This is a genomic window from Pelotomaculum schinkii (assembly GCF_004369205.1).
Classification (GTDB): Bacteria; Bacillota; Desulfotomaculia; order Desulfotomaculales; family Pelotomaculaceae; genus Pelotomaculum_C; species Pelotomaculum_C schinkii.
The window spans coordinates 36415-58416 of sequence record NZ_QFGA01000004.1 but is presented as its reverse complement, the minus strand read 5'-3'; the positions used below and the strand labels follow the sequence as shown (position 1 = coordinate 58416).

The 22002-nt window shown below is 49.4% G+C and carries 20 protein-coding genes, 3 tRNA genes and 1 pseudogene; 4 read left to right on the top strand and 20 right to left on the bottom strand.

The window, feature by feature from the left end; genetic code table 11:
* Positions 1–63: 63 nt before the first annotated feature.
* The 8 genes and pseudogenes from Psch_RS19310 to Psch_RS19275 form a co-directional block, all read right to left on the bottom strand.
* A complete protein-coding gene (locus tag Psch_RS19310; protein ID WP_243120417.1) occupies positions 64–1632 on the bottom strand; it encodes an exo-beta-N-acetylmuramidase NamZ domain-containing protein in 1569 nt (522 codons plus the stop codon).
* 212 nt (positions 1633–1844) lie between these two features.
* A complete protein-coding gene (locus Psch_RS19305; RefSeq protein WP_134216759.1) occupies positions 1845–2705 on the bottom strand; it encodes a DUF6544 family protein in 861 nt (286 codons plus the stop codon).
* Between the two features lie 34 nt (positions 2706–2739).
* Positions 2740–2994, bottom strand: a complete 255-nt coding sequence (locus Psch_RS19300) for a BclA C-terminal domain-containing protein (RefSeq protein ID WP_282432496.1) — start codon at positions 2992–2994, stop codon at positions 2740–2742.
* A 130-nt stretch (positions 2995–3124) separates the two neighbouring features.
* Positions 3125–3532 carry a HEPN domain-containing protein gene (locus Psch_RS19295; RefSeq protein WP_134216760.1) on the bottom strand — a complete coding sequence of 136 codons (408 nt, stop codon included), beginning with the start codon at positions 3530–3532 and terminating at the stop codon, positions 3125–3127.
* Positions 3525–3848 (bottom strand): nucleotidyltransferase domain-containing protein, encoded by a 324-nt coding sequence (locus Psch_RS19290; RefSeq protein ID WP_134216761.1) that lies wholly within the window; start codon positions 3846–3848, stop codon positions 3525–3527. The genes Psch_RS19295 and Psch_RS19290 overlap by 8 nt, the downstream gene beginning before the upstream one ends.
* A 282-nt stretch (positions 3849–4130) precedes the next feature.
* A pseudogene (locus tag Psch_RS19285) lies at positions 4131–4331 on the bottom strand (23S rRNA (pseudouridine(1915)-N(3))-methyltransferase RlmH); the annotation flags it as partial.
* Between the two features lie 288 nt (positions 4332–4619).
* Positions 4620–5588: a copper amine oxidase N-terminal domain-containing protein gene (locus tag Psch_RS19280; protein WP_282432495.1), complete on the bottom strand. Its 969-nt coding sequence runs from the start codon at positions 5586–5588 to the stop codon at positions 4620–4622.
* Positions 5589–5847: 259 nt separating this feature from the next.
* Complete coding sequence (locus tag Psch_RS19275) at positions 5848–7356, bottom strand: cysteine peptidase family C39 domain-containing protein (RefSeq protein ID WP_190259397.1); 1509 nt, start codon at positions 7354–7356, stop codon at positions 5848–5850.
* 757 nt (positions 7357–8113) lie between these two features.
* On the opposite strand from Psch_RS19275, the gene tnpB reads away from it, so the two are divergent.
* Complete coding sequence (gene tnpB, locus Psch_RS21765; protein WP_134216764.1) at positions 8114–8284, top strand: IS66 family insertion sequence element accessory protein TnpB; 171 nt, start codon at positions 8114–8116, stop codon at positions 8282–8284.
* On the opposite strand, the gene rlmH is transcribed toward tnpB, so the two are convergent.
* From rlmH to scfA, 7 genes are all read right to left on the bottom strand, one after another.
* Positions 8239–8721: a 23S rRNA (pseudouridine(1915)-N(3))-methyltransferase RlmH gene (rlmH, locus tag Psch_RS19265; protein WP_134216765.1), complete on the bottom strand. Its 483-nt coding sequence runs from the start codon at positions 8719–8721 to the stop codon at positions 8239–8241. The genes tnpB and rlmH overlap by 46 nt on opposite strands.
* A gap of 266 nt (positions 8722–8987) precedes the next feature.
* Positions 8988–10244, bottom strand: coding sequence for a UDP-N-acetylglucosamine 1-carboxyvinyltransferase (gene murA, locus Psch_RS19260; protein ID WP_134216766.1), 1257 nt, complete (start codon positions 10242–10244; stop codon positions 8988–8990).
* A 93-nt stretch (positions 10245–10337) separates the two neighbouring features.
* Entirely contained in the window at positions 10338–11264 is a 927-nt protein-coding gene (locus Psch_RS19255; protein WP_134216767.1) for a peptidase MA family metallohydrolase, read from the bottom strand.
* Positions 11265–11496: 232 nt separating this feature from the next.
* Entirely contained in the window at positions 11497–12078 is a 582-nt protein-coding gene (locus Psch_RS19250) for a tetratricopeptide repeat protein (protein WP_190259396.1), read from the bottom strand.
* Between the two features lie 143 nt (positions 12079–12221).
* Complete coding sequence (locus Psch_RS19245) at positions 12222–13625, bottom strand: peptidoglycan DD-metalloendopeptidase family protein (RefSeq protein ID WP_134216769.1); 1404 nt, start codon at positions 13623–13625, stop codon at positions 12222–12224.
* Between the two features lie 227 nt (positions 13626–13852).
* On the bottom strand, positions 13853–15208 hold the full coding sequence (gene scfB, locus Psch_RS19240; RefSeq protein WP_134216770.1) for a thioether cross-link-forming SCIFF peptide maturase: 1356 nt from the start codon (positions 15206–15208) through the stop codon (positions 13853–13855).
* Positions 15209–15261: 53 nt separating this feature from the next.
* Positions 15262–15414, bottom strand: coding sequence for a six-cysteine ranthipeptide SCIFF (scfA, locus tag Psch_RS19235; RefSeq protein ID WP_134216771.1), 153 nt, complete (start codon positions 15412–15414; stop codon positions 15262–15264).
* Positions 15415–15575: 161 nt separating this feature from the next.
* Between scfA and Psch_RS19230 the strand changes: the two genes are divergently transcribed.
* From Psch_RS19230 to Psch_RS19220, 3 genes are all read left to right on the top strand, one after another.
* Entirely contained in the window at positions 15576–15791 is a 216-nt protein-coding gene (locus tag Psch_RS19230) for a hypothetical protein (protein ID WP_134216772.1), read from the top strand.
* Positions 15792–16131: 340 nt separating this feature from the next.
* Positions 16132–16803, top strand: a complete 672-nt coding sequence (locus Psch_RS19225) for a cysteine hydrolase family protein (RefSeq protein WP_134216773.1) — start codon at positions 16132–16134, stop codon at positions 16801–16803.
* Positions 16804–16849: 46 nt separating this feature from the next.
* Positions 16850–18298, top strand: coding sequence for a nicotinate phosphoribosyltransferase (locus tag Psch_RS19220; RefSeq protein WP_134216774.1), 1449 nt, complete (start codon positions 16850–16852; stop codon positions 18296–18298).
* A 156-nt stretch (positions 18299–18454) separates the two neighbouring features.
* Here Psch_RS19220 and Psch_RS19215 read toward each other — a convergent pair.
* The 5 genes from Psch_RS19215 to Psch_RS19195 all read right to left on the bottom strand — a co-directional run bounded on the left by Psch_RS19215 (position 18455) and on the right by Psch_RS19195 (position 21843).
* A tRNA-Gly gene (locus Psch_RS19215) sits at positions 18455–18529 on the bottom strand.
* Between the two features lie 103 nt (positions 18530–18632).
* Positions 18633–18708: transfer RNA gene (locus Psch_RS19210), tRNA-Glu, on the bottom strand.
* A 21-nt stretch (positions 18709–18729) separates the two neighbouring features.
* Positions 18730–18805 (bottom strand) — tRNA-Lys (locus Psch_RS19205).
* A 351-nt stretch (positions 18806–19156) separates the two neighbouring features.
* Positions 19157–20443, bottom strand: coding sequence for an adenylosuccinate synthase (locus Psch_RS19200; protein WP_134216787.1), 1287 nt, complete (start codon positions 20441–20443; stop codon positions 19157–19159).
* Positions 20444–20454: 11 nt separating this feature from the next.
* Positions 20455–21843, bottom strand: a complete 1389-nt coding sequence (locus tag Psch_RS19195) for an NAD(P)/FAD-dependent oxidoreductase (RefSeq protein ID WP_134216788.1) — start codon at positions 21841–21843, stop codon at positions 20455–20457.
* Between the last annotated feature and the right edge of the window lie 159 nt (positions 21844–22002).

Genomic DNA, 22002 nt, shown 5'->3' with positions numbered 1-22002 from the left:
AAACTCCTGCAAGAGTTTCCCTAAACCTTTGCAGGAGTTTTACTTATGTCCGATATAATTTCGTTATTCAGACTCAATGCTTACGGTCATCGTGTCCTGATTCCAGTCAACTTCAGCCCCCAGTGACTCGGCCACGTACCTTACAGGCAGCATGGTGCGGTCATTGCGAATGACCGGGCAGGTATCCATCGAGACCCTCACTCCGCTAAAGACCGCCGTATTGCTGTCGATCGTAAAGAGGCTTTCCTTATCGTCCCTCCGGATGGTAACAACCCTGGTTTGACCGTTCCAACCCACTTCGGCGCCCAACGCTTCCGCGATCGCCCGCAGGGGAACCATGGTACGGTCATGCTCGTCAATATACGGGGCGGAATCAAATGGGATTACCCTGGCGTTGACCACGATCTTGATCTCTTCTCTGTTTTTATCAGGAAGCAAGCTGTCTCCGTCTCCATAAATAAGGTATTGCTTGCGTTCTTCAATAAAGCGTTGCAAGTCTGGTTCGTACGCCGCCTTGATCTGCTGGGGGGACAACCCCTGCTCCAAAAATTGGCCGATTTTATCCGTACCCATTATCTTATCAAACATCACTACCGTTTCACCACTTTTGGGAACCTCGAATCCGTTTAAGCCATGGGCATAGGTAAGGGCGTAAATCCCGGTCAGGGCCGGGTTAAACCTGTGATAATCAGTAATCTTCAGCCGCACCCCGCCGGACGCTCCTCTGTCTTCGGGAATAAAGGTCACGCCAGGCAGACCGGAACCGTTCAGTAAACCGGCAAAACTTTGAGAATCCACACCTTTTCCGCCAATCCATTTAAAGTTGTCCGCCTGAGAAATCCCCGTACCCTCCCCCAAACCGGTGGCCATATAGCCAAAAACTGCATCCAGGTCAGGGATATGCGGCGACGTGGGAACCCACTGGAGTCCGGTATCCTGGAAGACCATCGACCGGTTGTAACCATCCATGGGGACCACGGTGAGTTGGGCGCCGATTTTGCGGTTAAAAAATTGCGCCAGTTCCCCAGCGGTCATTCCGTGCGCCATGGGCAGGTTATCCACCCCGACAAAAGTGCGATATGCCTCTTCCAAAACAGGCCCCTCAGCGATTACCCCCCCGACCGGGTTTGGCCGGTCCAGGACAATGATGGCTTTACCGTATTTTTGGGCCGCGACCATACAGTAATTAAGGGTGGACATGTAGGTGTAAGACCTGGCTCCGATGTCCTGCACGTCAAACAGGAGGACATCGACGCCTTCCAGCATCTCCTCCGTTGGCATCCTGGTCTGGCCGTACAGGCTGTACACCGGAATCCCCAATGCCGGGTGGACATATGACTCCACATACTCACCTGCCGGGGCTTGCCCGTCAATGCCATGCTCCGGCCCGTAAAGGGCTGCGAGCTGAATGGTTTGATCCCGTGACAGTACCTCAATCGTGCTTTCACCCCGGCTGTTCACACCGCTTTGATTGGTAACCAGGCCCACTCTTTTCCCTTCAATTAAGTCATGTTGAGAGCTCATCAGGACTTCACTGCCGAGCTTCACCGGAGCAGCTTCCAGCGGAGCGGTAAATTGCAAAACCAGCAGCGGTATCACCACCAGCAGCATCAGGGTAATCTTTTTTACCACAACATCAGCTCCCCTTTTTACCCAAAATCTGGTCCGCCACAAATTATGCGCATGAAATTTTCACTAATCCAGCGGACAAGTTTGGCCCAGATTACCACACAACCTACCTTTAATCAAGCTCCAGAAATGTCCAAGACTCTGCAATATGAGGAGCATTGTTGGGCCGGCGTCTTTTCTCTGTACGACAGGCAGGTTATATAAAATATATGTCTCTATTGTCCTTGACTTGTACAATTATACTCGATTTCTTTGATCTCAGCCCTGGCATAACAGTAATCACCCTCGGGGAAAGACCATATGGCTTCTCCGCCAGCTGAAATCTTTATCCCGTTATAGTCTTTATACTCTTTGACCGGAGTTGACCATCTAACCTTTTGATAGGATTTTCCAGTCGGCGAATAATACCTGTCGTCTGAAACAAAGTTTACTAACGCACCTTTTTCATTGAAATACAATAACGCAGATATTTTGCAGCCGTTGTTATTGAAGGTTGCTTTCACTGTCGACGGATCAACGGTTTCCCATTCTATTCTCTTATCGATGAGACTGGCGGGCGCCAGTATACACATGTCATTGAATACCGTCACTGTTTCACCTTGATTCATTTCCTCGCCCCTGCCATCGGCAACTGTAATCAGGCCTGCCAATTTAACCAGCATCGTAGCTTTTGCATCGGCGTATTTATGCAAGCCAATAACCGGGAGCCCAAACATTCTCATCTGTAAAAAATAAAGTCGTGTAGTATGATCCAACTCACTAAACTGCATGGCGGCCATCTTAGCCCAACTTTTCTTCGGGTCGGTTTTAAACTCTCCATCAAATGCAACCCTGAAATTCCTTACTTTTTCCTTACCTATCGCCCCGACATATATAAGGTATTTTTGAACAGGCGCAGGCAAGTGTTTTATATCCTGGTGAGTTAGAATACTGCTGCTTGTTTCCGAAGCACCTATTAAAGCCTTTGACGCCTCTGCTTTATACATTCTCTTGAGATCCTGTGCTTTATAGATTAGAAATGAGATAACCAAAATTAGGAAGAATAATATTATTGTAAAAACATACTTTTTGGCCATTAAATATACCCCTTACAATCATATAGTTTGGATTCTATGAATTAGCGGGTTGAACCGTAATACTACACCCATTAAGCGCTGAAACGCAGGTATCCGCATCGACCACTCCGTTAACTGCAATTGCCACTTGTGAGCCGACACCGGCAGTCATGTTGACATTATAATCTATCATATAAACACCTGTGGTATCAACTGTAAGAGTGGCGGTCCCCGCAGTGTGGCTGACGCCGGTTAATGAACCGTTATTGCTAAAAAGTATGTCGGCTCCCCCAAGGACGGTAGCATCCAGTACGGTGGCAAGTTGATAGGATCGAATAATTTATATATTTCAAAGCAAAAAGCCATCGTTTTCTTACGATAGCTCAGTGGAAATCAACATTTATTTTTGGCTAGAATGAAGGAATGTCCTGCGATTATACTTAGTCCTGTTTCCCCGGTGCCATTCTCGGTGCCAGGACTAGAACAAAATCTCGAATTGCTTTTGCGCTGTTTAGTGCTTGCCACATATCTTGCTCTTCCAGCATCATCTCCATTGGATACCTCGAATGGACACCATATGCAGTCAGGTCGGAGCAGTTGTCGGCTATATTTTTAAAGGTTTCGGACAATCGCGTACAAAGCTTGCACAATTCGTCTAGATCATGTATCTTAGGCGGGTTTTGGCCGCATAAAACAAGATATCCTTTTAGATACTTTTCAGCAGATTGCTGGCAGTGATAACAAATGATTTCAATTGGAACAGGATGCATTTTGAGAAGATATTCGGCACTGTCTAAATCCATTGCAGCAAATCTCTGCCATTCCTGTGCTTGTGTTACGTTATCCATACAGCATCATCCCCTCCCTCACAATTTGCCGCTCAATACTAGGGGTAGATTTGAGCTGATTAAACTTATCTTTTTTGCCTACCATAACATCCACAGGCATTGTTTTTTTATCCCGAATCGCTTTGCGAATTAGTCTCATCGCATCAATTTCTCTAATGTTAACATTATCCGACATTACAACATAAAGGTCTAAGTCCGAATCAGCATGCGGCGTACCGCCTGCATAGGAACCAAACAGGAATATCTGTTCTACAGGAACAGTTTCTACTATGATATCTTTTAGGATATTCAACTCATCCTGTATTCGTTTTTCCATATTGGCACCTCCATCTATTTCAGCAATATCTTTGTCTTTTAATAAGTAATTATATCATAAAATTTTCCATCTAGCTATAACATTCACCAGTCAAAATCCGTCAGATAATCAACCGGCTGCGTGATATCATCTTCAATCTCTTTTGAGCACTCAAGGGTTACCCAAGAACAGCAAATTAATAAAGAGCAGCAAACCCTCTATCCATCAGCCTTTCGCCCTCTCCAATTTCACAACTGCCTCTACATGGTGCGTATGCGGAAACATATCTTACAAAAAACGCCGTTACTTGTGGTACGGTTCACCCCTGGAAATCTTGAACCAGCGGTAAATCTGCTCCAAGAGGATTACCCGCATCAGTTGGTGGGGAAAGGTGAATCTGGAGAAAGCAAGCTTCAGGTCGGCCCGTTCCAGCACTGCCTTGGCCAGGCCCAGGCTGCCACCGATAACAAAGAGCAACTCGCCCCGGCCTTCCAATGCCAGCTTGTCCAGCATTTTGATAGAATTTTTATCTGGTAAATAATACCTGTCGTCTGAAACGAAGTTTATTAATTCCGCCATAAAATACCGTATTACAACTTTTTGCCGTATTTCTCAATGTCAACCCGCCTTAAGGGGTGTGCTCTGTATTTTGCGCCGGGGTTGCTTGCGCATAAAAAAAGAGCTGCAAGGTTATCGCCTCACACCTCGTTTCCCCTGGTTTGTCTGCTAAACAACTGAAAAAATATATCCGTCAAAATTAATGGGATTCCATTCTGGATACCCGATGTTGCCTTATAAAGAAAAGCAGGAATATAAAGGGTGCTGCTTCTTTGTGATGGAATATGAAACATTCCCTTCTACCTCGTATTGATATTCGGAAATAAGCTCTCCGGTTTTAAAATCAAACAAGTAATTATATTTTTTTTGCTCTTGCTGAACCAATGCATACCAGCATATTTGATTCAATTCCTTGTTGTTTATCGCCAGGTATAAGTCTGTGACATCCTCCCGTTTAACTCCCTTTTCCTGTAAGATTGCATAAATTTTCTCCTCCGAAACTCCATCCTGCAGAAGCACAGAACCGTCCACTTCTATAGTTTCTAAATAAGGGTCCTTAGATAGCCATACAGCTTTGCTATTGCCCTCCCAATCATATCCTGTAACCATCGTGTCCGCTGGTCCATATTCAGCAAAGCGAATATAAACGACGCGAATATTCTCGGCATATTTTAAAAGGTTTTGTTGCAAAACGTATTGTTTGGCTTCTTCGGGAGAGCAGTAATCTTGTCCTCCTACTTTAACATCAAATAATTTATAATATTTTTCGGTTGATTGAAAGCTGTCAGAAAAATTCCCCTCCGATAGTATCAATACCGTTTGGTTTGCTTCGTCCCAATCCACTTTTGCCCCCAGTGCCGGAGCGACGAAACGGACGGGCACAAATGTGCGGCCGTTCAGAAGGACCGGCACCTGGTCCATAAAGAATTTCTGCCGATTTACATAAACAGTATCCTTCCCAACAGTTAAAAGAACACCGGTGTCGTCTTTGCTTACTGCTATTCTTCCTGCTTCGGACCATGCAACATCGGCCCCCATCCGTTCCGCCACCTCGCGTAGCGGCACCAGGACCCTGTTGTTTAGCATTACCGGCTGCTCGTCAAAGGAGATTGTTTCCCCATCAAGCAATATTTTTACCTTTGCCGGTTCAGGGGCTTCCGTAACCGTGTTACCGAAAACCGCAGATTGGAAGCCGCAATTCATCATCAAAATAAGCAGCAGCATCACAAAAGTCTTTTTCAAAGCTAGCCCCTCCCTTCATTGTAAGAGTACAGGACAGGCCTTGACTCGGTATGCGCCTATGAAGGCGACCGCCCGACGGCCGCAAGCTGGACGTCGGGCCGCCCGGGCTCTGTCAGCCCGGCATACCGGTCAAGGCCGCTCCACTGCGTTGCGCGCCGCTGTCGCGGTTGGCCTTCCAAACTGGGTTGCCGAAATTACGCCAGCTGTGGAAGGGGGGTTGTTATTCTAATAGACTCGGGTTGAAGTCGGGCTCATTGGTCAGGAAATCTACGATAAATACCCGGATCACGTCACCGGACTGCACGTTAAACCCCGCGCTGGCGGTTTGCACTACATCAAAGTCCGCTACGGTGGTATTCATGCCTATTTGCGTACCATCCCGCAACTGGGTAAAGATTACTGTTTCAGTGCCCCGGTGTTCTATTACCGGGGCACTGGTTACGGTGAAGTACTTTAATCCTTGGACCCCACTGTTCACAGTCATGGTATTTATGCCGTCGGCTGTCTTACCCTTAGTATAGTAAGAATTTGTAACTGGTGTCAATATATATTTTCCTATTGCAAGCCCGGCAGGGGAGAATTGATCAAAGTATATTGCTTCGTAGTAATTCTGGTTATAAGCTACATACACAGTCATCGGTGTGTCAAAGTCGTTATCATGAACCTCCATATATTGATGCCCGGTAGATGAACCATTGTAGAAGAATTCCGTCCAGCCCACTCCTGTTACCGAGTGCGATCTGCGCTTATCCCCTTCGTTATAATATGTGTGCGTATCTAAAGTTATTACATTGGGGTCAAAGGAGTTAAGATATGATTTATAAGTACTCCATGAAGGGGGTGTTCCGGGAAGATAGTAAGCTCTGGCTGCGCTTACGCCGCGGGAAAGGGCAAAGGATTTCATCCCGGGCGCAATGCTATTGACCGATGTTGCACCATTGTTATCTGTTCCCATAGCAAGACGAAGTTCGTAAAGCAGTTGGGCATCGGACATGCCCTGTGTTAATGCCGGATAGCCGTGAGTACTCCAATACTTCATAATGTTGGCGGCAGAAGTTGGTGAACAACCGGAAAAACCAACCCATAATGGATTCAAAAACTGGTTTAAATCAGGTACACCGTCATAATTTGCATAACTATTTGAACCGGTTTCAAAACCGAGGTCATCCGTTACCCCATCGTCTATCGTTCCGATTTCTCTAGTAATTGCGTCAATATTCTGTCTAAGCTCTCTGGCATGGTCATTTCTATCCATACCTTTTTTAGGCACGGGTTTATTCTTTTCTTTTGAAAGCGAGAAAGTTTCAAGAGACGTCATGACATCTGCGGAACCGTCGGCGTAATCAACTTTCAACGCAAAATGCGCAGGTCCGGCTAAAACTACCTTCTTGTTTTCTGGCGGTTTTTTCACATTTTGTTGTAGCTTCTCCATCTGTAATTGGTCCATAGCAGAACCTTCCCTGGCAAAACTGAGGACTGGATATTCGTCCCTCATCGCGCTCACTTCAATAAATCCTGCGGCCTTTCCATCTACTGATAAATTAAACAGGTAACTATAAAGGGAATCTGATGCATCATATACTTCAATAGGATTCTGAATTTTAACGGCTTTGTTGCTCCAAGGAGTATGATTAAAACTTTTCATATCCATTACAATTTGAAATACAACTGCCCTCTTAGCCTCTAATGCCGATATTGAATTTTCTTCAGCTAGTAAATTCTTTTCCATATAAAACTTCCTCCTAATTTGTTCATGATCTCTTTTTTTGTTGCTAGGTTTATTAAAAAGGATACGCATAGATCGGGGTCGTTTTTCGGAGTGATAGCGAAGACCCTTGACATGGGGAATGCACGTGTTAGCCTTTTCATGGCAAGGGGCAACTAACAAAGCTGGGCTGCCATTAGCCCTTAGAAACATGTCGATAAATCCGATTTGAACCCCTCGATGCAAATTGTTATTATGACCTTGATCAAGTTTCCGGATTCACTTGTTAGTTAATAAAATGACTGCATTAAAACACCTCTCCCCTAAAATGGGAGACACCCCATCCTAACGACCCAAATACCATAACATTTATGGTAACAGGTATTCTGAAATTGGAGCGTCATTGCTAATTTTTATTACTTTATGCAATTTGTAGTAAAAATGTTCAATTTTTATTTAGTAGTAAATGTTGACGGCGAAAGCAGCAAAAAGCTGACGGAATTTTCTGACCGGTGCTGCCGGAATAGATGACCGCTGTTCCAGAAATGCAAAAATGGTAAGATGACTGTAAGATGCCGGAACATCAGAGGAAGCTGTGGAGAAATACAGAAAAATTGACGGGAAGATCGGTCAGGGGTACTTCAAAGCGGCCAAACAGTGAGGGGCTGCGATATATTGCTGGATGCCTGGGAAGATATTAAGGACGTTATGGCGGATAACAATATTAAAGATTTACCTGCACTGGAACAGAAATATAAGTGGACCGAATTTGTAATGAATTATGTACAGACAATATAATAGCGAAGTATCGAACCGGCAAGTTTACCTGGTCTGCGGCAGCACCGACTTAAGAAGATCCATTGACGGGCTGGCGGTATTGATTAAAGAAGCATTCTCGTTGAACCGTTACTTGTGGTACGGTTCACCCCTGGAAATCTTGAACCAGCGGTAAATCTGCTCCAAGAGGATTACCCGCATCAGTTGGTGGGGGAAGGTGAACCTGGAAAAAGACAGCTTCAGATCGGCCCGCTCCAGCACAGCCTTGGCCAGACCCAGGCTGCCGCCGATCACAAAGATCAGTTCTCCCCTGCCTTCCAGCGCCAGCTTGTCCAGGATTTCCGCCATCTCTTCGGAGGTCTTTGCGCTCCCCCCCGGATCCAGGACAATCACAAAGGCGCCCGGACGCAGGCGGCTTACAATACGCTCGCCCTCTTTCTGCTTAACTTTTTCCAGGCCATGCCCGGTCAGGTTTTCACTAAAACCCTCGTCTTCCACTTCAACGACGTTGATGCGGGCATAAACGGACAGCCTTTTTAAGTATTCGGCTGCCGCCTCGGTCAGGTACCTCTCCTTCAGCCGGCCTACGGCCAGGATGGTAATATGAAACATGATTTCCCTCCAAAAGAACTAATTCGCGCCTGGTGACCTATAGGCTTACGTTAGCAATGATTTTGAGTCCCAATTAAAGAGTAAGTGAATCCGAAGCAAGGCTCGGGAACTGTTCGAGTGACGGAGTGCCGGTAAGTCCCCCGGCTTAAGGGGGAATTCGCTCATACAATTATAAGGGTCGGACATGAGCCGCTGGCATAAGCTCACAGAGCACTCATGCAGAACATAAATTTATTACCAAAAAACAAAAAGCGTGTTGCCACGCTTTATTTTCTCCAGATTGTCGCTCCCAGTGAGGTTAATTTTTTTTCCAGGTCGTAATAGCCCCGGTCAATGTAGCCGGCGTTGCCGATTTCCGTTTCCCCGTTGGCCATCAGGCCGGCCACAATCAGGGCTGCCCCGGCCCGCAGGTCGGTGGCCTTGACCTGCGCCCCCTGCAGGGAGGGCACTCCCTCGATGACCGCCATGCGGCCTTCCACTTTGATCCGTGCACCCATGCGCTTGAGTTCGTCGGCAACCATAAAGCGGTTCTCAAAAATATTTTCAACCACTACGCTGGTCCCCGGCACCGTGGAAAGCATGGCCATCAACTGCGACTGCAGGTCCGTGGGGAAACCGGGGTAAGGCATCGTTTTAATGTCAATGGAACGCAAGGGCTGGTTCGCGCATACCCGGATGGTATCCTCCTCCTCATACACTTCGACTCTTGCCTCCCGGAGCTTGGCGGTCAAGGGCTGGAGGTGAATTGGAATGAGGTTTTCCAGTACGACGTCACCGCCTGTGGCCGCCGCCGCGACCATAAAGGTCCCGGCCTCGATCCGGTCCGGTATGACGGAGTAGCGGGCGCCCCCCTCCAGAAAGGGTACCCCGTCTATCTTAATCACATCCGTACCGGCGCCCCGTACTTTAGCTCCCATGGTGTTAAGAAAGTTGGCCAGGTCGACTATCTCGGGCTCCTTGGCCGCGTTTTCAATCAGTGTCTGCCCCTCGGCCAGGCAGGCGGCCATCATGATATTTTCAGTGGCTCCGACGCTGGGAAAATCAAGGTAAACCCTGGCCCCCCTGAGCCGTCCGGGGGCATTACCGCGGATGCAGCCGTGTTCCAGGGACAGTTCCGCGCCAAGCCCGGACAGTCCCTTAAAATGCAAATCCATAGGACGGATGCCGATATTGCAGCCGCCCGGCAGCGCCACTTCAGCCTCGGAGAAACGGGCCAGCAGAGGACCCAAAAGAAGGTTGGAGGCCCGCAGTTTCTTGACCAGCTGGTAGGGCGCCTCGTCATTAACCTGTTCCGGAGGAGTTACCCGCAGGGTATCCGGCCCGTCCCAGCCGGCGGAGGCCCCCAGGCTCTTGATAATGCCAAGCATAAACCGCACATCACTGATGTTCGGAATATTTTCGAGCACAACTTCATTTTTACATAGAAAGGTGGCGCACAAAACAGCCAAAGAAGCGTTTTTGGCGCCGCAAATTTTCAAGCGGCCACGGAGGGGCCTGCCTCCGGCTATGACTATACTGTCCATGAAGTCCTCCTGTTTATGTTGCTGCCTTTCAACCACTTATTTAACTATTCGTCTCAACTGCCGTTATTCCTGCGCCGCTTCAGGAGGAGGGCATCAAAATAAATCCCGCCGGGGCGCCTTAGTCATAGCCCAATCCTGCCAGCCGGCTTCAAACTGGGCCTCATCGAGACGCAACACCTTAGCGGCCGCCTGGTTGAAATCCAGGCACTGCCCCAGTTCAGCTATGAGCTGGTGAAGAGCTGGTTCCCCGGCATAGCTCACAATAAAACGCACCGCTGCCAGTGACTCCCCGTAGGCCTTGGTTTGATTGGGCAACTGGTCAAAACGCCCGGTAAGATCGCGCATACTGTAAAAAGGCGGCTTCAGAGAGCTGGTCGCGTCTTGTAATTCAAAGCCGGTTAGCTTGTATTCCTCATACTGAGCGACTCCTTCAGTAAACCAGCGGGGGTAGTTGCCCCCGGTCAGGTAATCCACCACCAGGTGGGTCAATTCGTGGGCCATAGGTCCGGCAGTTTTAAAGACTTCAGCAATACGCCCGGCCTCTTGTTGTTCCACCCAGACCCCCGGCGACAGGACCCGGATCGCCCCGGCCCAGTAAACACCCATGGCGCTTTCGTCAGCTTCCCAGCCAAAGCTTTTGTTTAAAGCTTCGCGGGATGAATAAAGGATAATAGGGATCCTGCCGCGCGGGGTAAAGTTAAACTCCTCCGTAACCGGCCGGTAAAAAAACTCCGCCGTGTCCAGGACTAACTCAGCCTCGACACGGTCCTCCGGCCTGAACTTTATATAATAGTGCTCGGAAGTTAATTTTTCCAAATGCCAGGTCCCGAGGATGGTATGGACCTTGACCAGCTCGCGGATAGCGGCATAACTGTAAGATTTTATACCGGCCGGTATATTCCAGAAAAGAGCGGCCAGTAAAATAAAAGCTGCAGCCAGAGCCCTCATCACTCGAAACCAGGACGCTCCCCAGGGGCGGCCGGAAGCACGATCGATATTATCCTGCGCTGCAAGTTTCATAGCCGGCCTCCTAATTAGTCATTTAATCAGTCTAATTATAAAGCCGGGGGATAAGCCCGTCCAAGCGGAAAATACTTCATAATGCAGGGAGTACCGCGGCAACGGCATGATTGTCTAATAAATAATTACGGCCTGACCCACTTGTTTTTAAGTAACGGGTCGAAAATTTCGTAAAAAAATCACGGCAGAGAGCGTTGGGCCAACCCTGCCGTGGTCGGTTACATAGTGAAACTTACTGGGCCGGTGCGGTTTTCCATTCATTGATAATCTGTTTGGCTTTCTCTACATCGGGACCTTCCTTCGCCAGCTCAATAAATTTCTCAAGCTCCTGTATGCCGCTTTGATAATCTTTGACTCCCGTACCCAGGACGATCCCGTAGAAATAGCGGGCGTCTTTGTTGTCCGGTTCATTTTTCAACAACTCCTGCAGTTGCGCTACAGCAAGGTCATATTCGCTGCTGTAATAGTAAATAGTTGCCATATCGTAACGGGCTTCGCTATTCTGGGCATCCAGCGCCAGCACCTGTTCGTAGGTCTTCGTGGCCTGGTCGGGAGCACCGACGTAAAAATAGGCCTGGGCCAGTTCCAGCAGAACATTTACATCCCCCGGATTTTCCTGGGCCTGTTTTTCCAGCTCGGACAACCTCTCCTGAAGCGTCTGGTGTGCAGTGTCGGCGCCCTGTACACCGCTATAATCAGGCTGACTGGAAAATAGTCCCGCGAGTGGTATGACCAGACCAATGGCGATAAGTATGGTTACGAACAGAAAAATCCCTTTGTGGAATTTTTTTCTAAATGTTTTTTTATTAAACAATTCCATCACCTTACTAACATTATAGCATTGACGCATTTAAAGACAAGTATTTTTGGTTGGAAACCAATTTCCCGGAAGGATCCTGGAGCTTTCCAATTTTAAACCGCCAGAGCAACCCCCTGGCGGTTTAAGCTTAACATATTTTAAGGCAAGTAATTGACCGGGTTGCGTGGCTGTCCAGCCATCAGCACCTCAAAGTGCAAATGCGGCCCTTCGGAACTTCCGGTTGACCCCACCAAACCTATCAACTCACCTCGTTCAACCGTCTGTCCATTGCTGACCTCAATTGAAGAAAGGTGGGCATAATGTGTGACCAGGCCTCCCCCGTGGGAAATTTGCACGGCCTTGCCATAGCCGCCCTCCCAACCGGTGGAAATCACTGTTCCTCCGGCTGCAGCCACCACCTTGTACCCGTAGCCGGCGCCGATATCAATGCCTTCATGCATTCTACCCCACCGCATGCCGAAGGGGGAGGTAATGCCGCCGGAACAAGGCCAACTAAGCCTCCCGCCGCCACGTGACGCCAGCATGGTTACGGAGCCCATGGCTACCACCTCAGTTGTGGCCTCACGTATGATTTTTTGATCGAGCACCTGTCGCCCTGTCTCAAACCCGTTTTCCCTTGTAATCAAGTATGTAACTGTACGCTCACCCGGTTCACCCGCCGTGAGCACTTTCTTCTCACCCAGCAGCAGCTGGTCGTCCTTTTTCACCTCGACCTCATATGGTATCTCTTCGTTCACGGTTACCTGCCGGGTGGCCACCACCGTAAGCAGGGGCGCCGCCTTGCTGAGATAAAGCGACTGTCCGATGCTGATATTATCGATGTCGATGCCCGGGTTTGCCATCGCAATCTGGTCCACATCGATATTGACCGCGCGGGCAATATCCCACAGGGTATCCCCGTCTTTGATAACGTACTGCTCGATCTTATTGGTTCCCAGTAAGACCGTTTTTTTGGCTGTCTCGAGGTCCAGGACGCTGTCTATCGCAGAGCTCGTTTTAACCAGCTCGACATTTTCTTTGATGGACGGATGTTCACCTGCTTCCACCGGGTATAGCGTCTGCAACCAGGCCAGCAAAGTTTCGGCATCTTCCTTTTCTTTGATGAAAATCTTTTCCTCGCCGTTAATGACTATGGCCGTGCATTCGGTGCTGAAAGTAAGCGTCTCGTTCAGCCTTGCTTGCAAGGTTTCCCGCTCAAGCAACTCTTCAGGTTGAACTTTAATTGCCTTATATGATATCTTGCCGGCTACCTTGACGGATCCACCGATCTCACCGGACTTCTGTTTAAGCACTTCACCCAGGGCTTGCCTTGCGGTTTTTTCGTTTGCAGCCACTGCAACGGTCTTGCCGTCCACCATCACAGCGCAAGCGTTACCTCCAAAGATGGCATAGGCGATGAGCGCCAGTACCAGGTAGCCCGCCACACCCATTACCACCCGGCGAAATATGCTTTGCCTTGCTAACCACTGCCTAAAAACACCGCTAAAAGCTTTATTATTTAGCCCCGGAAGGCGCCGCAATCCTTCAAACCTTGGCGGCAAATCGGTCAGCTCCTTTCTGCGCAATTAGTAGCATATATTGTAAAAAATTGCAGATTATAGCGACTACATGAGGAAAAAAGATGTTTCATTATAACATGGTAACGGCGCCAGCGTAAAACATCTTTCTTTATAGCAAACGGCTCAATCAACACAATATTGCAGGGAAACATGTTGTATTTGGTCTAATTGGCAAATAAACCGTCCAGCAGGAAAAGGCTGCATATTTCTCAGCCCGCCTGACTGCTTTCCATGACTTTCAAATACAGAGCGCACTCAAGTCGTTTCTTCATTAATGCGCAGCCCAGGCGGTAAGGCTGGAAAATAGAGCCGTTAAAAAGCTCGGCGTTGGCATGACAACCCCCGCTGCAGTAAAACTTAGCCCAACAATCTGCGCAGTCTTCCATGTTATATACATGGGCGTTTCTGAAAACGGCTTCAATGTCGCTGTTAACCAGTCCCTCCCTGACGTTTCCCATAAGAAAGCCTGGCCTTCCGACAAACTGGTGGCAGGGGTACAGGTCGCCGTTCGGAGCCACTGCCAGGTACTCATACCCCGCCCCGCATCCGGTCAGACGCTTGGGTAAGCAAGGACCGCCTTCCAGGTCGATGTTGAAGTGAAAAAAATCCACAGGCCTGCCTTCTTTCCGGCGCAGCAGGAGTTCTCGCGCCAGCTGCTCATACTGGCTGAAAAGGGCAGGCAGGTCCTCTTCACGGATAGCGTAGTCTGCTTCACCGGTCGCTACCACCGGTTCCACCGACAGATTTTTGTAGCCGAGGTCGGCCATGTGCAGAACGTCAGCGCAAAAATCAAGGTTGAAACCGGTAAAGGTACCGCGGATGATATAGTTTAAACCATCCCGCGAATTCACGAAACTCCGGATCCGTTTCAGCACCAGCTCATATGAGCCTCCTCCAGCGGGCGTCGGGCGCATTTTATCATGTACCTCACGCCGTCCGTCCAGGCTCAGTACCGCGCTGATCCCTTCCTGGTTGAGGTAATGGGAGATTTCACTATTGAGCGGCAGGGTATTGGTAGTCACCGTGAACTGTATTTCCTTGCCTTTTTCCCGGCCACGCAGCCTCCCGTAAGCAACCAGTTCCTTCAACACCTGAAAATTCAATAAAGGCTCTCCACCAAAAAAATCTATGTTCAGGTTCTTACGGCTGCCCGACCTGCCGATTAGAAAATCTATGGCGGACCGCCCGATCCCGGCCGGCATCAGCTCATCAGCCCCACCAAAACGCCCTTGCCCGGCAAAGCAGTAGCGGCAGCTCAGGTTGCAGGAATGTGCCAGATGCAGACAGAGGGCCTTGGTAATGCCTCCCGCCGGCGGGTTATATTTACCTTCGTAGGGGTCCGGGCTGAACAGCAAGCCGCTCCGTTCCAGCTGTTCAATTTCTGCAACCGCCATATCAACTTCATCACTATCGTAACGCCTGCAAAATTTTTCTAAAAACTCCGGCCTGGCCAGTGCCTTGTATTCATCCAGCATCAGCCAGGCCAGTTCATCCACTTCATGGACAGCGCCGCTATGCACATCCAGCACTATCTTCGTTCCGTCAAATTCAAACTTATGCAGCAAAAATTTCAAACCTCCCAAAAAAAAGCCTTATCCCCGGGGACAAGGCTTTTTAGCTACTTATCTGTTTTCTTCGCACATGCCTGATTTCCCACCGTACACGAGGTCTTGCAGGCGGACTGGCAGGAAGTCTGGCATTCACCGCAACCGCGACCGGCAACATCAGCCGCGAGCCTGGCGCTGTTGATTGTCCTGATATGCTTGCCCAATTTTACCTATCCCTCCTTCCTAAACATTATAATGGATCGGGTTGGCCTGCGCAACAGGGTGAAAAAGTAAAATAACCACAGATGCAGGTAAGAAATTCAAATTTTCCAGCGAATATTGTATATGCCTGTAAGAAATGATAAAATAATAGCGGGTGGTAGTAATGGTAATTTTTAGAATCGGCAACCTGAAACTGGTTAACAAACTGCATTTCTATCTGGGCTACCTGGTTTCCGGGTTTGTCAACGGAGGCAGTTGGAAACTGGAAAGGATCACGGAGTTAACCGCCAAGGAAAAAAGAAGGATATTAATCCGCAACATGTCTACCTACGAAGAGCTGTTCTCAAGGCAGGAACAGCGTTTAAACGCCAACCCTTAAGCCTCCTGAAACAGCTTCTGATCTCCAGCCCCGGGGCAGGCAGTTCCGGGTTAATCTTGTCCCCGGCAACCTTAACCCCAAAAGCATAAAAACTAGAAAAAATCTTAAAGGCGTATCTATGGTACGGCTTTTTCTTCATTTCCACTTAGTTATTATACGGTTTTAATAATGAAACCTGGCACTGTTGCTTTTTAAAAATTCACCCCGGCAAATTCCATTTTAAATGGATATGTGAAATAAATAATCATCTCAAAAACATTACATGGTGCTATAGTTTGACTAAACCTTATCAAACATGGTTTACTAGATCAAAGTGTTTTTTTAAAAGGAGTCATGCGACATGCCCCTGCAAAAAGATAGCATAGTTAAGAACTGTGCCGATAGCCTGGTCAATATCCTGTCATCTCTGGAAGATTTACCCATTCTCAAGCTCGACGGGCTTGAACCGCAAAAAACAGCGCTGGTGGTAGTAGATATGATCAACGCCTTTGCCAGAGAGGGGCCGCTCCAGAGTCCCCGGGTTAACGCTCTAATCCCTGCCGTAGCAAAGCTGGTAAGGCTGTGCCGGAGCCGAGGGATTACGGTCCTGTCCTTTGCTGACTGCCATACCACTGAATCGCCCGAATACGATGCCTTTCCAGTCCATGCCCTGACTGGAACTTCAGAATGCGAAATTGTCGACGAGATTAAGGAAATCGGAGACTATACCCTGATTCATAAAAACTCGACCAACGGCTTTTTGGAGGAATCATTTCAGGAATGGCTGATAGATAACCGGCAGATAGAAAATTTTATCATTGTGGGCGACTGTACCGACATCTGCATCCAGCAGTTCGCCACCTCACTGAAAGCAGATTTCAACCGTAAAAACCAGCGCAGGCTGGTGGCTGTCCCCGTGGACGCTGTGGATACCTATGACCTGGGACCTCACAATGGTGATCTGACACACATGATGGCGCTTTATTTTATGCAGGAGAGCGGCGTGAAACTCTATAGTTCAGTTGAGGATTGAACCATCGGCTGCATATTTTTGATGATTGTGGAGGGGGGAATGGAACTTGCAGTACGATAACATGTCTCTTCACACCGATAAGTACCAGGTCAATATGATGTACGCTTACTGGAAACATGGTACGGAGAACAGAAAGTGTGTCTTTGAAGCTTTTTTCAGAAAGTTGCCTTTCGGCAACGGCTTTGCGGTTTTCGCAGGTCTGGAAAGGATTATCAGCTACATCAACAATCTCAGGTTCACCGAAGAGGATATCGCCTATTTGGCCGAGCAGGAGGAAAATTACGAGCCCGGTTTTTTCGACGAGCTGAGAAAATTCAGGTTCAGCGGCAATTTGAAAGCGGTCAGGGAGGGCACGCTGGTCTTTCCCAACGAACCGCTGGTCCAGGTGGAGGCGAGGATTTTTGAGGCTCAGCTGGTAGAAACCGCCATCCTGAATTTTATTAATTTCCAGACCCTGGTTGCAACCAAAGCCGCCAGGATCAGACAGGCGGCCCCCAACGACGTCCTGATGGAGTTCGGCACCAGGCGGGCACAGGAAGCCGACGCCGCTATCTGGGGAACCAGGGCCGCCTATATCGGCGGCTTTGACTCCACCTCCAACCTCCTGGCCGGGAAGATGTTCGGCATTCCCAGCAAGGGCACTCACGCCCACGCCTGGGTCCAGGCTCACGGCACAGAGGCAGAGTCCTTTATCAACTACGCCAAGGCTTTACCTGATAACGTTATTCTGCTTGTGGATACCTACGACACCCTGAAATCAGGCCTCCCCAACGCGATTAAAACCGCCAAATACATGGAGTCTGTGGGCAAGAGGATGAAAGGAATCCGCCTCGACAGCGGAGATCTGGCCTTCCTTTCTATCGAATGCCGCAGGATGCTGGACGAGGCCGGCCTGAATTACGTCCAAATCGTTGCGTCCAACGACCTGGACGAAAATAAAATATGCTATTTAAAAGCCCAGGGAGCCAAAATAGACAGCTGGGGAGTTGGCACCAGGCTGATTACCTGCGCGGACGACCCGGCGCTAACCGGCATCTACAAGCTGGCCGCCAAGGAAGAGCGCGGAGTTTATGTCCCGACCATCAAGATCTCGAGCAACCCTGAAAAAGTTACCATACCCGGTTATAAGACAGTGTACAGGATTATCAAGAAGGATACGGGCAAGACTGGGGGCGATTACATCGCCATGGCGGATGAGGACGTACGGAGCCTGGGCCGCATTAAAATGTTTGACCCTGTACACACCTGGCTCTATAAATATGTAACCGGTTTCGAGGCGGTTGAACTGCTCGAACCTATATTTATTGACGGGGAGCAGGTGTTTGACCCGCCGTCCCTGAAAGAGATTAAAAACCATCACAAAAGCCAACTGTCCCTCTTCTGGCCGGAGTACCTGCGCAGTCTCAACCCCGAGGTTTATCCCGTCGACCTGAGCGAAAAGGTCTGGAATACCAGAATGGAACTGATTAAACAGTACACCAAACAGAGAAATTAAGTTATTAGCTGCGGCCGGAGGTCGACCAGGTTGCCAGGTGACCCAAAATACAATGTAAAGATGATGTTTTTAGTTCTTAAGTCAGACGAAAATGACGCTCAGGCGTAAAAAAACCCTCACAAAGATTAAATAATCTTTATGAGGGTTAAATTTTCTTGGAGCGGGTGACGAGGATCGAACTCGCAACCCTCAGCTTGGGAAGCTGATGCTCTACCGTTGAGCTACACCCGCTTAGTTCTATTATTATAGCCTGATCCAGATGAAAATGCAAGTTATTCAGACTTGTTGTTTGATGGTAAAAGCAGCCTGTCCAAGGCTGCTTCGTTATACGTCTTGGTGACCCCACCGGGATTCGAACCCGGGTTACCGCCGTGAAAGGGCGGTGTCTTAGGCCGCTTGACCATGGGGCCGTATATTCGCAAGGATTAAATTGGTGAGCCATCCGCGACTCGAACGCGGGACACCCTGATTAAAAGTCAGGTGCTCTACCGACTGAGCTAATGGCCCAACAAGCCTTACAGATAGATATATTACTATAACCCCGATGGGGTGTCAACCACTAAAAAATATAAAACTTAAAGGATTATCAGATAAAAAGCATTAAACTAAATATTGAATAGGTTCTTTTTTTGGTTGGATCGTTCTTATACAGCGGAGGCGCCGGCAGAACAATAGTATATGCGCCCGTATTATAATTCGTTATGCTGGTTTAAATTGCAAAGGGGATCACTGGGAATAACCTCCTAGCGTTTCAGGAATTAATGCCAATCCTTTAATAACATGCATTTCTGTGGGGTCATTGTGCGAATGAATTCACACCCACATACTAAACCCCCGGCCGGGCCGGGGGTATTTAGATTATTTGTATAGTTCGGTTGTTAGAATGGTCTGGCTGCGCCTGCTGCCGACGCCAACCAGGGCTATGGGCACACCGGCGACTTCGCTGACCCGTTCCAGGTACTTTCTGGCGGAAGTTGGGAGATCCGACAGTGTTTTGGCTGAAGTAATATCATCCTGCCAGCCGTCAAACTCCTCGTAGACAGGCACGCACTCTTCTAAAACCCTGAGGCTGGCCGGAAATTCTTCAATAATTCTCCCGCGGTAGTTGTAACCGGTACAGATTTTAACCTTTTCCAGACCACTCAGGACATCCAGCTTGGTGATGGCAAGATAGTCCAGGCCGTTGATGCGCACGGCATAGCGGGCCACTACCCCGTCAAACCAACCGCAGCGGCGTGGCCGGCCGGTGGTGGTGCCGAACTCGCCCCCTTGGGTGCGGATGTACTCGCCGGTGTCGTCCTCAAGTTCCGTGGCAAAGGGACCTTCCCCGACCCTCGTGGTATAAGCTTTGGCAACGCCGATGACACGGTCAATCTTGGTCGGTCCAACCCCTGCGCCCAGGCAGGCGCCCCCGGCAGTCGGGTGCGAAGAGGTGACATAGGGATAGGTGCCATGGTCAATATCCAGCAGGGTGCCCTGAGCGCCCTCAAAGAGCACGTTCTGCCCCTTCTTGAAGGCCTCATTGATAAGCAAAGAGTCATCAGCCACGTACTTGGCCAGGTTCTCGGCGTAACCGCGGTATTCTGCCAGGATGCTGGGGTAATCCAGCGCATTCATCCCGTAGACCTTGGTAAGCAGGTGATTTTTAACTTCGATGTTGGCTTCCAGTAAAGAAGCGAATTCATCCTGATCCAGCAGGTCAACCATACGGATACCGACACGCGCCGATTTATCCATATAGGCAGGTCCGATGCCGCGGACGGTAGTGCCGATTTTATTATCTCCCCTGCGCTCTTCTTCCACCTGGTCGAGTCGCTGGTGATAAGGGAAAATGACATGAGCGCGGTCACTGATTTTCAAGTTATCAATACTGATCCCTTTATTCTTAAGGGCTTCCATTTCTTGGAGCAGAACCCCCGGATCGATAACCATACCGCTCCCGATGACGCAAATTTTTTCGGGGTAAAGTATGCCCGAAGGGATCAGGTGTAGCTTAAACTCCCGGTCACCCACCACAACCGTGTGTCCGGCATTGTTGCCCCCCTGGTAGCGGACCACCAGGTCGGCCTTTTCGGCCAGGAAATCCGTTACCTTCCCTTTTCCTTCATCGCCCCACTGGGCGCCGACTAGAACCACTGTAGACATCAGGTTACCCCCTAAATCCTATTAATAATTTCCCTGGCCGCCACCACACCGGCCGCAGAGGCCTGGGCCAAGCCCCTGGTGATACCGGCGCCGTCCCCGGCCGCGAACAGGTTTTTCACCCGTGTTTCCAGGGAACCTGTAAGGGCCAGGCGGGAAGAATAAAACTTGACTTCTACCCCGTAGAGCAGTGTATACCTGGAATAAACCCCCGGCGCCAGTTCATTGAGCGCCTTGAGCATCTCTACGATGCCCATCAGGTGGCGGTACGGCAGGACCAGGCTTAAATCACCCGGCGTGGCCTCCGCCAGGGTTGGTACGGTCATGCACTTGGCCAGCCTTTCCCTGGTGGAGCGGTGGCCCGAAATGAGGTCACCCAGGCTTTGCACAATAACTCCGCCACCCAGGAGGTTAGCCAGGCTGGCAACGTACCTGCCGTAAGCAATCGGCTCTTTGAAGGGCTCGGTAAAGGTCTTGCTGACCAGGACGGCAAAATTGGTGTTTTCCGTCTTATTATATGCGTGGCTGTGCCCGTTTACCGTAACGAGCCCGTCATTATTTTCAAGCACCACTTCCCCGTTCGGGTTCATGCAGAAAGTGCGTACTTTGTCGTTGAAGGTCCTGGAGTAGTAAATGAATTTAGCTTCGTAAAAAATACTGGTCAAGGGATCCATCACGGCTGCCGGCAACTCCACCCTGACCCCGATATCTACAGGATTGATGGTGGTCTCGAGTCCCAAACGTTGAGCCTCGTCACAGAGCCAGCCGGCGCCCTCCCGGCCAGGCGCCAGAACCACCTGTTTGGCTGTGATCACCTGCCCGTTGCGGCAGGTCACACCACGCGCGACCCCGTTCTCCACCAGCACCTCTTCCGCCGAAGTGGAGGTTCTCACTTCAACCCCGGCGGAAACCAGGCTTTCGTACATTCTATGGAGGATTTCCTTACAGCGGCCTGTTCCCATATGCCTGATCCTGACCGGCACCAGCTTCAACTCTGCAAGTACGGCGCGCCGCTGGACCTCCTGGATTGCCTCTTCATTCTCCAGGCCGTAGACCTTTTCAGGAGCGCCAAAGCTCAGGTAAGTACGGTCCACATAATCAATGAGTTCAGCCAGGCGACTTTCCCCGATGTATTGCTCCAGGCTGCCGCCTATCTCTGTGGAAAGAGTAAGCTTGCCATCGCTGAAAGCTCCGGCGCCACCCCAGCCGCACACCGTCGAACAAGGAGAACAGTTGCTGCACGGGGCGTTTTGGACGCGGGCTACGCAGGACCGGTCGCCGATCGCCCGGCCTTTATCGATAATTAAAATTTTTAAATCCTTGCCGGACTTGACCAGCTCCAGCGCCGTGAAAATCCCGGCCGGTCCGGCGCCTACGATGACAACATCATACAATTTACTCAAAAATATTCCCTCCCCCTTTTTTGGGTAGGAAGCTTTATGATATTTTTCCCTGCCGGCATAAAAATAACCCAAACAACAAACCTTATACCAGTTGCCATTTGAGTGCTTCAGTGTGGTCCCCGAAAATGTAGTTGTAGTAGTGAGTGAACCTTTTTTAAA